A 12,235-nucleotide genomic window follows, 5' to 3' on the forward strand; every position below is an offset into this window, starting at 1 on the left:
CGGACCGCGCAAGGGAACGAACAATGATCGATACGTTGCCGGGATGAGCCATGGCCGACTCCCTCTTGGATGTCATATTCGAAGTTGTCGATTTCGCCATCGATGTTTCGGATACGATCAATCGCAGGAAACGGCTTAGCAAGCCCGACATCGTCCGGCTCGAGCGCCGCGTCGTCTACGCGGGCCGGAAGCCCGCGTGCTGCAGTGCGGCGCGCGCCTCATCCGAGCCGAGCGCATCGAGAAAAGCCTGCACCGCCGGCCGCTGCTCGCGCGCCATCACCAGCGCGAAGTCGTAATGCTCTTCCGAGAACGGAATGAAACCGAGCCCGACCGCATGGGCGACTGGCGCAATGGTCATGCCCCAGTCGGCGCGGTGCTGCGCGACCGCCGCGGCCACCGCATTGTGCGAGCGCGGCTGGTTCCAGTAGCCTTCGGGCCGCGCACCGCCGAGCAACCGGTCGATCAGGATGCGCGTGCCGGCGCCCTGGTTCCGGTTGACCATGATGCAGGTCGGATCAGCGAGGGCAGCGGCAACCGCCTCCTTCGCGCCGAGCCCGTCGAAACGCTTGTCGCCCTTCCGGAAGACGATGCCCTGCATCCGCCGCCAGCCCGGCACGAGCTCAAGCCCGTCGACGAGATAAGGCACATTGTAGGTCTCGCTCTTGTCGTCGAACAGATGGATCGGCGCGAGGTCACATTCGCCGCGCTTGGCCGCCGCGAGCCCGCCGAGACTGCCGACCGCGATCGAGCGGACGGTGAATCCGGCATGCGCGAGCTGCGCCGTGACGAGATCGAGGCCGGTGCAGTGGCTGCCGACGATGACGAGATCGGGCACGCGCACATGTGGTGTGAACAGCGTCACCTCCGCTTCAGTCCCGGCCGGCATCTGGTCGGCCAGCGCACCGATGCGCAGGAACCCGTCGGCCTGCGCGAAGGACGTGATCGCACCGGAGCCTTTGCCGGAGGGATAGGCGATCAGGCCGTCCTTGCCCTCGACCAGCGAGACCATGACGAATTCGGTGCGGCCAAGCTCGGACGCGATGCGCACCGGCACCGTCGCATTCACCTTGGCATCGGAGCGCGGCGGCAATCCGGCCAGCTTGCGCAGCACCGGCAGGATCATATCGTGAAAGGTGAACATCGCCGAGGTCGGAAAGCCCGGCAGGATCACCACCGGCTTGCCGTCGCACACCGCAAGGCACAGCGGCTTTCCGGGCTTGAGCGCAACGCCGTGCGCGATGATGCCGGGTTCTCCGAGCCGGCCGATGATGCGATGTGACAGGTCGCCGGCACCCTTCGAGGTCCCGCCTGAGAGCACCAGCATGTCGGAGGCCGCCAGCGCGCTGCGCATGGCGGCTTCGAGTTTTGCCTCATCATCGGGAATGGCGCCGAGGAAGACCGCCTCGCCGCCATTCTCATCAATCGCCGCGGCGACGATCGCGCCGTTGGTGTCGTAGATCGCCGCCGGCGCAAGCGCTTCGCCGGACTGCACCAGTTCGTCGCCGGTGGAGATCACGGCAACCCGCGGCTTGCGTGCGACTTTCACCTCGGCGATGCCGCAGGCCGCGAGCATGCCGATCTCGCGCGAGCCGACGAGTGTGCCGGCGCGCAGCAGCGCCTCGCCGCGCGCGATGTCGGAGCCCGCATAGGAGACGAACTGGCCGGGAGATGTCGCGCGGCGGACCTCGATCGCATCCGAGCCGGCCGGCTGGGTGTGCTCGACCATGATGACCGCATCGGCGCCGCGCGGCAACGGACCGCCCGTCGCAATGGGCGTTGCGGTTCCCGCTGCCACTTGCAGCGCCGGCGCGGCGCCGCAATGGATGGTCTCACCGTTGAGCGCAAGGCGAACGGGCGCGCCTTCGCCGGCCGCGGCGAGGTCGGACGAGCGCACGGCAAAACCGTCGACATTGGAACGGTCGAACGGCGGCACATCGATCGGTGCGGTGATGTCTTCGGCGAGTGCCGCGCCGAGCGCAGCACCGAGCTTGCGCGTCTCATTCGGAAGAACACGCGGGAACAACGCCGCCTCGAAGCGCGCCAGCGCCTCCTCGCGCGAGAGAACCTTCAGGAACTGCTCCTGTTCGAGCCCGCTGCGGTCTGGCGGTTTTGGGAACATCGTCATGCCGGAACCCATCTCACTCCCGCATCAGATAAGCATCGACCGGCGCGCCCGCCGCAAATCCTTCGTGGCTGCCGGGAATGAGCAGCCATGCATCCGCGCGGGCGATCGCCTGAAGCGGCCAGTCGCCGACCGCAATCGGCATCCATGTCTGATGTTCCCTCGCGAGCAGCGCGATCTCGGCGATGCCGACGCTGGACGCAATTTTTCGCGCGAGCGGCAAGGTCGCCTGTCTGCGCGGCTGACGCGCCGACAGACGATCGATCAGGGGGAGCACCAGCGCGAACCAGGCCGCGAGGGCATGATCCGGCGATCCCGGCAGGGCCACGGCGGGAACCTTGCCAAGCCGCACCACGGCCGTGGTACGTCCCGGTTGGAGCGCAATTCCGTGCGCGAGCACATCGCCGCGCTCGGCCAGCGCGGTGACGGCCGCGTCCCGGTGGCCGATGCCGCTGCCGCCGACCGTCAGCAGCACATCGCAAGAGGAGACATCGAGCACAGCGGCAATCGATGCCCGATCTCGCGCGCCGGCCTCGAACGTCGTCACGTCCAGCCCCGCCGCACGCGCCATCTCGGCGACCATATGCGCCGCTATCGTTGCGCCCGGCACATTGACGATGCGCAGCCGCGGCCGCCGCACGCTGAGCTCTGCCAAACCCGCGATGCGCACGATGAACAGATCGGCTGCGCTGACCGGGTGCCCCTGTCGCCCGGCAGGCGTGCGGTCCGCGACATCGCTTCGGGCGCGCCTGACGCCCTGCCCCGGCACACCTTCGGCCAGCACCTGGACCAGCGGCCCCAACACCTCGACCGCATCGGCATCGAGCACGCAGTCGCATTCCGCAGGCATCGCATCACCGACCTCGACCCAGGCAGGCGTCCCTGTGAGAGGCAGCGGCGAATAGGCGGAGGCGCCGACGAGATCATTGGCGCGGAACGCCCAGCCGTCCGCGGCGGCGATGTCGCGCAGCGGACAGGCCGGAAGCAGCGGAGCGCCCGCCGCAATGCAGCCGGCCGCTTCGGTCAGCGGCAAATCCACCGGCGCAAGCGGATCGACGCCGCGCAGCAATGCGGCGAGCGCAACGTCGAGCGATGTGAGCGAGGGCGGCAGGCGCTGGGTCATGCGCCATGATGGACCATGCATCGCCCGGTTTGGCAACCGCTGGCGGTGCGGACATCAGCCGCCCGACCTGTCCGCATTTGGAAAGAACAGCTGCTGTCCGTCGACCTTGAAGCCGGCGATCGCGGTCTGTCCCTCCGGCGAGGTCAGCCAATCGACGAAGGTCTGCCCGAGCTCCTTCTTCACGTCCGGAAACTTCTCGGGATTGACCAGCATCACGCCGTACTGGTTGAGCAGCCGCTTGTCGCCTTCGACGACGACGTCGAGACCGCCGCGCTCCTTGAAGGCGATCCAGCTGCCGCGATCGGACAGCACATAGGCGTTCGCGGCGCGCGCGGCCTCGAGCGCCGCGTTCATGCCTTGCCTAGCCTCGCGATACCAGGCGCCCTTCGCGCTTGCGATGTCGATGCCGGCGACGATCCACAGCGCGAGCTCGGCTGCGTGGGTGCCCGAGCGATCGCCGCGCGTCACGAACGGCGCGCCCTTGGCCTCGATCGCCTTCAGCGCGGTCGCAATGTCCTTGCCCTTCACGGCGGCGGGGTCGCTCTTCGGCCCGATCAGCAGGTAGTCGTTGTACATCACGTCGTAGCGCTTCGATGCGAATCCGTCGGCGACGAATTTCTCCTCCTGCGGCCGCGCGTGCATCAGCACCACGTCGGCTTCGCCCCGTCGCGCGCCCTCGAGCACCTCGTCGGCGCGGCGCGCGATCACGGTGACGTCGATGCCGGTCTTGTCGCGGAAGATCGGCAGGAGATAGTCGAGCAGGCCGGACTCCTGCGTCGATGCCGTCGTCGCGAGCACGATCGCGCGGTCCTCGGCGGATGACGCCCGCAACGGCTGCGCCAAGGCCGCAGAGAAGCGCAAGCAGAGCGGACAAGCGGCGAACGGCCATGGACGGGTTCCCTCGGATATGACGCGATCATGATGATGATCGATTGCGCCGCACTCGTGACGCATTTCGCATCGCCAGTCGGGTCTCGGCAACAAAAGATAGAGCTGCAGTCCAATCACCACAGCAGCAGACGTCGCCGCGCGCCGGCGCGCTCGCGTCGAGGCGCGACATTCGGGAAAGTTCGGCAACGCCGCGACGTTTATCTCGATCGCGATCGCAACCCCCGCCATGCGCGTGCACAGGATCGTTCACCAAAGCAAAAATCGCCGGCGCGGATGTGTTGCAAAGCAACGAAATCATCGTGCATGGTTCCATTGTACAGAAATTGAAATGCAGAATTCCACCTGCGTCGAGCGTCAAAAAGAAGCAAGAATTTGCATAGGAATGCAGGATGGAATTCCTGACCACCAGCGAAGCCGCCGACTATCTCCGGCTCGGCGAACGCAAGCTCTACGAACTCGTCACCAATGGCGCGATCCCCTGCAGCAAGGTGACCGGAAAGTGGCTCTTCCCGCGGCACGAACTCGACCTCTGGGTCCTCTCGGGCCTCGCGCGGCCCGCCGGCATGCTGATCGCGGAGCCGCCGCCGGTCGTGGGCGGCAGCCAGGACGAGCTCTTGGATTGGAGCCTGCGCGAATCCGGCTCGGGCCTGGGATCGATGACCGAGGGCAGCGCGCGCGGGCTGGAGCGCTTGCAGCGCGACGAGGTGATGGCAGCCGCGGTGCACTTCCACAGCCTCGACGCCGACGGCAATCTTGCCGCTGACGCCAGCGCGACGGCGCTGCGCGACGCGCCGGACCTGCACGATGCCGTGCTGGTCGCATTCGTGCGCCGCGAGCAGGGCCTCGTGCTGGCGCCGGGCAATCCGAAGCGGCTGCGCGGCCTCTCCGACGTGCTCGCGCTCGGCGCCAGGATGGCGATGCGGCAACAGGGCACTGGCGCGCAGATGCTGCTCGACGTGCTGCTGAAGCGCGCCGGCGCCTCGACGCGGGATCTGCACCGGATCGAGGCGCCGGCCCTCACGGGTCCGGACCTCGCCGAGATCGTGCGGGCGGGACAGGCCGATTGCGGCGTCGCGACGCGGGCGGCGGCACGTTCGGCTGGACTGGATTTCGTGCCGCTGGCCTGGGAGAATTTCGATCTTGCGATGCGGCAGCGCAGTTATTTCCGCCCGGCCATGCAGGCCTTGATCAGGTTCCTGAACGAGCGGAGGCTGCGCCAACGCGCCGAGGAGCTGACCGGCTATGATCCCTCGCCCGCAGGACAGATCCGCTTCGCAGCCTGACATTGACGCCCGCCCCCTAATAGTTGCAAAAGAAACCAATTCAGCCGGGCCATACCCGGGGCAACACCGGCCAACGCGCCGGATCAGGGGAGGACAAACGTGAATCCAGCGAGATTTGGACTGCCGGTCGCGGCTGCCCTGGTGGCAGCGCTATTGCCGGGCACAGCTTCGGCGCAGGTGTCCGACAACGTCGTCAAGATCGGCGTGCTCACCGACATGAACGGCCCCGCCTCCGCGCCGACCGGCCAGGGCTCGGTGACCGCGGCGCAGATGGCGATCGACGATTTCGGCGGCACCGTGCTCGGCAAGCCGATCAGCATCGTGATCGGCGACCACCAATTGAAGGCCGACATCGGCGCCTCGCTCGCGCGGCGCTGGTACGACGTCGACCAGGTCGACCTGATCGTCGACGTACCGGTCTCCGCCGTCGGCCTCGCGGTGCAGAACATCGCCAACGAGAAGAAGAAGCTGTTCATCACCCACTCCACCGGCACTGCCGACTTCCACGGCAAGTTCTGCTCGCCTTATGCGATGCAGTGGGTGTTCGACACCCGCGCGCTCGCGGTCGGCACCGCGGATGCCGTGGTCAAGCGCGGCGGCGACAGCTGGTTCTTCATCACCGACGATTACGCCTTCGGTCACTCCCTCGAACGCGATGCCTCGAGCGTCATCACCGCCAATGGCGGCAAGGTGCTGGGATCGGTGAAGCCGCCCTTGGCAACGGCTGACCTCTCCTCGTTCGTGCTGCAGGCGCAGGCCTCCAAGGCCAAGATCATCGGCATTGCGGCAGGCCCGCCCAACAACATGAACGAGATCAAGACCGGCTCGGAGTTCGGCGTGTTCAAGGGCGGCCAGCAGATGGCGGCACTGCTGGCGTTGATCACCGACATCCACGGCCTTGGCCTGCAAGCCGCGCAAGGCCTGCTCCTGACCACGTCGTTCTATTGGGACATGGACGACAAGACGCGCGAATGGTCGAAGCGCTATTTCGCCAAGATGAACAAGATGCCCTCGATGTGGCAGGCCGGCGTCTATTCCAGCGTGATCCACTATCTCAACGCCATTAAGGACGCCGGCACCGACGATCCGCTCAAGGTCGCCGCCAAGATGCGCGAGAAGCCGGTCGAGGATTTCTTCGCCCGCAACGGCAGGATCCGCGAGGACAATCTGATGGTGCACGATCTCTGGCTGGTGCAGGTGAAGACGCCGGAGGAGAGCAAGTACCCGTGGGACTATTACAAGATCCTCACGACGATCTCCGGCGAGAAGGCGTTCGGCCCGCCGGACCCGGCGTGCGCGCTCGTGAAGAAGTGACGATGTAGCGAAACACACACTCGTCATGGCCGGGCTTGACCCCGGCATCCACGTCTCTTCTCAACCGCGGTGACGCGTGGATGGCCGGGTCAAGCCCGGCCATGACGGCCGTGGGTGTGGCTGTTCCTATTTCACCACCCCGATCTCGCGAAAGTACTTCATCACGCCCGGATGGATCAGCTCCGTCTTCGGCGCGGCCGCGACGGTGTTCGCGGCCGTGGTCTCGCAGGCCTGCGCGAGCCGCTTGCAGAACGTCGCCTCGACGCCGTGCAGCGTCTTCGCCAACCGATAGGCGACATCGTCGGGCAGGTCCTCGCGCGTTAGGACGAAACTCCAGGAGCCGAGCGAGGCAATCGGCTCGCTCTGCTTCGGATAGGAGCCGGCCGGAACCGTGAGCGGCTTCAGGAACGCGTGCTTGGCGCGGATGCGCGCGATCTCCTCTGCGCTCGGTGCGATGAAGCGCGCGCCTGCCGCGCTCGAGGCGACCGCGGCAAAGCCGGGCCAGCCGATGCCGGCGCCCCAGAGCGCGGCGACGCGGCCGTCCTCGACCATCGCAGGGCCATCGCCGGCGCGGTCGAGATAGATGGCGTTGAAATCCTCGTCCTGCTTGAGGCCGAGGCCGTCGAGCACATAGCGCGCCAGGATCGGCAGGCCCGAGCCCTTGGCGCCGAACGCGACGGGCTGGCCGACGAGATCGCGGATCGTCTTGTAGGGACTGTCGGCCCGCACCACGAACATGCCGGGGTTGGAATAGATCGCCGTGAGAATCTTCAGCGCTACCTTCGCACGGCCGATGCCGGCAAAGGCCTCATAGGCCGGCTCGCCCGCGACCAAAGCGAGATCGAGCTCGCCTTTCTCGAGGAGCGGGATGTTCTCGTTGCTGCCCTTGGTGTTGCGCGGCGCGATGGTGATTTGCGGATCGGCCGCGTTCATCACCTCGGCGAAGGCATTGCCATAGAGCGGGAAGCCGCCGCCGGGCGTCGCGGTACCGAGGCTGAGTGTCGTGGTCGGAATGGCCTTGCCTCCGGTTTGAGCCACGACGGGGGTGAAGGGCAGCACCGCTGCGAGAAGGAGAATTACGAATCTCATGGTCAGTCCCGGCGGGCCTGCGTCAACACCGACTTGCGGCGATGTAGGCAGCGGCCCGTTTTTGTGAAAGCATGGCCCATAACGACAATAGAACAATGGGAGGCGTCATGTTGCGAATTTTGCGTAACGGTGTTTTCGGGCTCGCAGTTCTGTTAGGTCTTTTCAGCGCCTCCCCTCCCGCCTCCGCCGCCTATCCCGACCGCCCCGTGCACTGGATGATCGGCTTTGCCGCCGGCGGCCCGGTCGACATCGTGGCGCGGATCATGGCGCAGGCGCTGTCGGATCGGCTCGGCCAGCAGTTCATCGTCGAGAACCGCACCGGTTCCGGCGGCAACATCGCGGCTGCGGCTGCGATCAACGCAGCCCCCGACGGCTACACGCTGCTGTTCGTCGCGCCCAACAACGCGATCTCGACCTCGCTGTACAAGAAGCTGCCGTTCGACTTCCTGCGCGACACCGTGCCGGTGGCGAGCATCATGCAGCTCACCAACATGCTGGTCGTCTCCAACGCGTTTCCGGCGAAGACGGTCCAGGAGTTCATCGATTATTGCAAGGCCAATCCCGGCAAGATCTCCTATGCCTCCTCCGGCAACGGCACCTCGGTGCACATGTCGGCCGAGCTGTTCAAGGCGATGACCAAGTGCGACATGATCCACGTGCCCTATCGGGGCTCGGCGATCGCCTTCCCCGACATCATCTCCAACAAGGTGCAGCTGATCTTCGACAACCTGCCCTCCGCGCTCGAGCAGTCGCGCGGCGGCAATGTCCGCGCGCTTGGCGTGACCTCGCCGCAGCGCTGGCCGAGCGTGCCTGACGTGCCGGCGATCGCCGAGACCGTGCCCGGCTTCGAATCGGTCGGCTTCTACGGCATCTCCGCCCCGAAGGGCACGCCGAGCGAGGTGATCGAGATCCTCAACAAGGCCGTCGGCGAGGCGCTGAAGGACCCGAAGGTGATCGCGCGGCTGACCGAGAACGGCGGCATCCCCAAGCCAATGGCGCCAGCCGAGTTCGGCAAGCTGGTCGCCGACGAGACCGAGAAGTGGCGCAAGGTGGTGGAGTTCGCCGGCGTCTCGGTGGACTAGTGGGCTAGTGGCGAGCTTGCGGCTCGCAACCAAGCCATTGGGCGGGGCCGAAGGGCCCCTTCAAATCAAAAATCAAAACAACCCCATGCACAGTAGAAACCTTCAGCGATTACAATGGTTTACAGGATCGGGCGAGCCGGCCCGCGAAAAACCCTTTGACTCGTCGGGCAAAACAGGCGCATAAGGGCATCATTGCCGATTTCGGTAATTCAAAATTTACTGAGCCAAGCCGTGCTGGCGTTCCCGCCGCGGCTGTCAGCATTGCACCCCCGCCTCCATCCCTGTAAACGAACCGCGCACCGTTGCCGGTCGCGCATACGCGCTAGCCGTCCCGCGGCGGGGCCTGTAGCTCAATGGTTAGAGCCGGCCGCTCATAACGGTCTGGTTGCAGGTTCGAGTCCTGCCGGGCCCACCAATGAAATCAGTGACTTATCAAGGCCGGTTTCGTTTCATCGGAAGCACCGCACCAGATATCGCACCAGATACGTGCCCTTTTCGTTCGCTGGCTGGGTAGCACTTGGCGATTCTGGTCGAGGCATCGGACAAATAGTCGAGATTGTGATGGCCGTACGTGTTGAACAGCACCTCAAGCTACATCCCGAGATACCCGCTGCCTGCCACGGATCCGCGCGTCGCTGCATGAGCCAAGTCGCTGCGGTCTGTCGCAGCGTATGTTTGCTTCAAGCACCAGCACCGATGGACGCTCGTAACTGAACGCCGCGGTAAGCGCTCCCTTGTCTCGAGGAGCGCTCGTCCAACCACAACGCAGGCATAAGGTGGGACTCGTTCCCCAACAATCGGTCCGGTAGCTTTGGCCGACGCGACCCACGTTTCTGGTTTCAGCGAGAACGCGCCGCTGCTTCCGCCGGCCCACGCCGCTTCGCTGACGATATTTCCGGAGGCGTCCGCGTAGTACCCCCTGGTACGAACTCTGCCATTTGCTCAGGCGAAAGCCAGGAACGCAGCAGTCGCAGCGCACAAGCCTGAATCGTCTTCTCGGGCTTAGCTGCTTGATAAAGTCTGCCAATCGAGACGCTTCGATGGAGCTACAGGCCGATGCGTTGAAGCCTTCTCGTCACCAGATCATCACCCGCCCACGAGCCGCGGGAAAAACAGTGTCTCTTCGGCAGTCGGATCGAACGCGGTGATCCTGGTTATCTCACCGGGCCCCTTCCGCACCGCCGCTGTATATCCTTTGAGGGCAAATTGCAGAAAACGCTTCTCCGCCTCTGCCAATGCTTCTGCATTGGATTCGTCGAAGAAGTGCTGGCTATCGCCGCTGTGATCCATCACGATTTGGATTGCCATGCTGAGGCTCCCGATTGCACTTCAGAAGGAATGTGAAAGCCGAGGTCTCGTTCCTAAGTTCGCAATTGACAGCTGTGAGACTTTCCACATTGCGGGCACCGCGTTGCGCTGGGCGCGGTTCGCTGGCCGAAAAAACACGGCCCCAGCACAACCCGCCGGAGCCGTTGGAGGCCTCGACAGTAATGGGGGGCCGCCCAGGCATGCTAAGGTCTAGGAAGATCCGGCAATCGGGTATGTATGCCTTTGGATATAACGGGTGCCTCGATCACTCTCTCTCAGTGACCGACAGGCTTTGCTTTTCCACACCCACAAGAGGCTGTAGGTCGCGCGGGTTCGAGGCCACCATCGATCTAAAATTTGCGAGGTACTTACGATGCTGCCTGAATGGCGGCATACCTCGCCCAGCCCAACGCCCAAGCCCACGCATGCTGATGGTCGGCCGTTCAAGATCACCTTCGGCGGAGATGCGTGAGACGGGCTTGCGCGCGTCCTAGTCTACTTCCATTGCGGACACCACGTTGAACTGAGCGCTGATCGCTGGGCTGATGACGTCCGGCTGTCAGATTTCGAGACGCGGTTCGTCTGTCAGGGGTGAGGCTCTCGGGGCGCCGACGTTCGGCCCGACTTCGAGCGTGGCGATGCACGACTTGCAATCGTAGGCCACACGGGCCGTGATCAATTCAGATCGAAGTCACAGGTGCAAACCGATCATAAACCGGATGGCGAAGAATGAGCCAACGGCGACAACAGCCGTCGCACTGATCGCAAACAGGACTCTCCAAGTCTCGTCCAATCGACGCCTCGTACAGAAACGGCGCCCGTGGTGGCCCCATCATCGGGCCGTGGGGCATGATGATGCTGGGGCCTCCGGACAGGCTCTTGCCTCCTGGGACAGAGTCCGTCACCCGCGAGACACAAGCACATTTCCGATCAGCTGTTTCTTCGCTTGCCGATTATTCCCCGATGTGTATCCAAATTCCCACAGCTCTGCTGATAAGAGGAAGGGCCGCAGGCGCCGCTCTGGTACGACCCCTGCGGCCGGCGCCGCGACGTTCCGCACGATCGGCGCGGCACTCTTGAGGGCTCTAAGATGTTGCTCGTATCGGATCAAGCTTCCTGCGTTCCCGCGGGGAACATACCGTTTCGAAATCAATCTCATTCGAAGGATTGCACCTTGAGAGCGAACATGGCACGGCTTATGCTAGCCCCAATGCTCCTGGCTGCCGATCCAATTACGGGTCTGAGCGCCGGGGCCGAATGGCGTGAGTGAATTTCAGCAACTAACAAAAGTTCCAAAATTCGGAAGTAGCGAAATGGTTCGCGACTGGCGGCCGTACATGTGTCAGGAAATTCTTACCTGAGCTGGCGCATATTCTACTTATTCTGCATAGATCCTCTTTTACCCGGCAATGTTTTGAGAAGCGGCCGCAGCAGGACGATTGCTGCGTCCTTTTGCTAACAGCCGCTCCGGCCGAGCGTTTTCCGTTCAATTGACAACTTTGTGGTTCGTTGCCATTGGAGACAATACCTATGTCTGAAGAAAATTGCGTGATTGTCCGTGCTGCCGGCAGGCAACTGGACCTTTTGCGCGACGAAGCCTTTCGTATCGCGAAAGATGCAAATGTTGGCTGGTGGACAGACCGCGCGCAGGTCGGCACAAAGTTCTGCTTTGAAGACGCCAAGGCAAAAGCGTCATTCGCGGCGACCTGCCACAAGCTCGATATTCCGTACAGAGAAAACTAGTCAACGAAAAACCCGCCGGCCTGTACAGCCAGAGGGTTCTCAATGCCCATGCGTACCGCGGTACTCGTCACCAATCCGCGATGATGTATCGTAAGCCGGTATCGGTTGATGCCCGGTTACCGCTCGAGGCCGGTGGGTCATGAGGCGCTGCCAGTCTCTTTTTTTGGGTCCTCCGCCGCGGCAACGCGATACTTTCCGGACCGACCCCGCCGTGAGGGTCTCTGCCATAGTGATTCTGGAGAGACATGCATGTGCGGCGCGTGATGATTTGAGGATTGAA

9 protein-coding genes and 1 tRNA gene are annotated in these 12,235 nt (G+C 64.1%); 5 read left to right on the forward strand and 5 right to left on the reverse strand.

Features of this window, described 5'->3' with window-relative positions; genetic code table 11:
- Window positions 1-175 precede the first annotated feature (175 nt).
- Genes ACVWY3_RS21990 through ACVWY3_RS22000 form a run of 3 tightly spaced genes read right to left on the reverse strand, consistent with a single transcriptional unit; the run spans window position 176 to window position 4,076 of the window.
- On the reverse strand, window positions 176-2,125 hold the full coding sequence (locus ACVWY3_RS21990; RefSeq protein WP_456840355.1) for a molybdopterin biosynthesis protein: 1,950 nt from the start codon (window positions 2,123-2,125) through the stop codon (window positions 176-178).
- Window positions 2,126-2,138: 13 nt separating this feature from the next.
- The gene (locus ACVWY3_RS21995) at window positions 2,139-3,245 is read right to left on the reverse strand and encodes a molybdopterin-binding protein (RefSeq protein WP_456840356.1); all 1,107 of its coding nucleotides are present in this window, start codon (window positions 3,243-3,245) and stop codon (window positions 2,139-2,141) included.
- A gap of 54 nt (window positions 3,246-3,299) precedes the next feature.
- Window positions 3,300-4,076 carry a substrate-binding domain-containing protein gene (locus tag ACVWY3_RS22000; RefSeq protein WP_456840357.1) on the reverse strand — a complete coding sequence of 259 codons (777 nt, stop codon included), beginning with the start codon at window positions 4,074-4,076 and terminating at the stop codon, window positions 3,300-3,302.
- A 449-nt stretch (window positions 4,077-4,525) separates the two neighbouring features.
- On the opposite strand from ACVWY3_RS22000, the gene ACVWY3_RS22005 reads away from it, so the two are divergent.
- Both ACVWY3_RS22005 and ACVWY3_RS22010 read left to right on the forward strand, forming a co-directional pair.
- Window positions 4,526-5,419: a substrate-binding domain-containing protein gene (locus ACVWY3_RS22005; protein ID WP_456840358.1), complete on the forward strand. Its 894-nt coding sequence runs from the start codon at window positions 4,526-4,528 to the stop codon at window positions 5,417-5,419.
- Between the two features lie 99 nt (window positions 5,420-5,518).
- Window positions 5,519-6,733: an ABC transporter substrate-binding protein gene (locus ACVWY3_RS22010; protein WP_456840359.1), complete on the forward strand. Its 1,215-nt coding sequence runs from the start codon at window positions 5,519-5,521 to the stop codon at window positions 6,731-6,733.
- Window positions 6,734-6,859: 126 nt separating this feature from the next.
- Here the strand turns inward: ACVWY3_RS22010 and ACVWY3_RS22015 are convergent, their stop codons facing one another.
- Window positions 6,860-7,822 (reverse strand): TAXI family TRAP transporter solute-binding subunit, encoded by a 963-nt coding sequence (locus ACVWY3_RS22015; RefSeq protein WP_456840360.1) that lies wholly within the window; start codon window positions 7,820-7,822, stop codon window positions 6,860-6,862.
- A 107-nt stretch (window positions 7,823-7,929) separates the two neighbouring features.
- On the opposite strand from ACVWY3_RS22015, the gene ACVWY3_RS22020 reads away from it, so the two are divergent.
- Both ACVWY3_RS22020 and ACVWY3_RS22025 read left to right on the forward strand, forming a co-directional pair.
- The gene (locus ACVWY3_RS22020) at window positions 7,930-8,904 is read left to right on the forward strand and encodes a Bug family tripartite tricarboxylate transporter substrate binding protein (RefSeq protein ID WP_456840361.1); all 975 of its coding nucleotides are present in this window, start codon (window positions 7,930-7,932) and stop codon (window positions 8,902-8,904) included.
- A gap of 339 nt (window positions 8,905-9,243) precedes the next feature.
- Window positions 9,244-9,319 (forward strand) — tRNA-Ile (locus tag ACVWY3_RS22025).
- A gap of 671 nt (window positions 9,320-9,990) precedes the next feature.
- On the opposite strand, the gene ACVWY3_RS22030 is transcribed toward ACVWY3_RS22025, so the two are convergent.
- The gene (locus tag ACVWY3_RS22030) at window positions 9,991-10,212 is read right to left on the reverse strand and encodes a hypothetical protein (RefSeq protein ID WP_456840362.1); all 222 of its coding nucleotides are present in this window, start codon (window positions 10,210-10,212) and stop codon (window positions 9,991-9,993) included.
- Window positions 10,213-11,742: 1,530 nt separating this feature from the next.
- On the opposite strand from ACVWY3_RS22030, the gene ACVWY3_RS22035 reads away from it, so the two are divergent.
- Window positions 11,743-11,955: a hypothetical protein gene (locus tag ACVWY3_RS22035; protein WP_456840363.1), complete on the forward strand. Its 213-nt coding sequence runs from the start codon at window positions 11,743-11,745 to the stop codon at window positions 11,953-11,955.
- The last annotated feature ends 280 nt before the right edge of the window (window positions 11,956-12,235 follow it).

This window comes from Bradyrhizobium sp. USDA 4486, assembly GCF_054057995.1.

Coding starts and splice junctions, on each gene's coding strand:
- ACVWY3_RS22030 (WP_456840362.1), bottom strand. CDS start 10,212: ATGGCAATCCAAATCGTGATGGATCACAGCGGCGATAGCCAGCACTTC.
- ACVWY3_RS21995 (WP_456840356.1), bottom strand. CDS start 3,245: ATGACCCAGCGCCTGCCGCCCTCGCTCACATCGCTCGACGTTGCGCTC.
- ACVWY3_RS22020 (WP_456840361.1), top strand. CDS start 7,930: ATGTTGCGAATTTTGCGTAACGGTGTTTTCGGGCTCGCAGTTCTGTTA.
- ACVWY3_RS21990 (WP_456840355.1), bottom strand. CDS start 2,125: ATGACGATGTTCCCAAAACCGCCAGACCGCAGCGGGCTCGAACAGGAG.
- ACVWY3_RS22035 (WP_456840363.1), top strand. CDS start 11,743: ATGTCTGAAGAAAATTGCGTGATTGTCCGTGCTGCCGGCAGGCAACTG.
- ACVWY3_RS22005 (WP_456840358.1), top strand. CDS start 4,526: ATGGAATTCCTGACCACCAGCGAAGCCGCCGACTATCTCCGGCTCGGC.
- ACVWY3_RS22015 (WP_456840360.1), bottom strand. CDS start 7,822: ATGAGATTCGTAATTCTCCTTCTCGCAGCGGTGCTGCCCTTCACCCCC.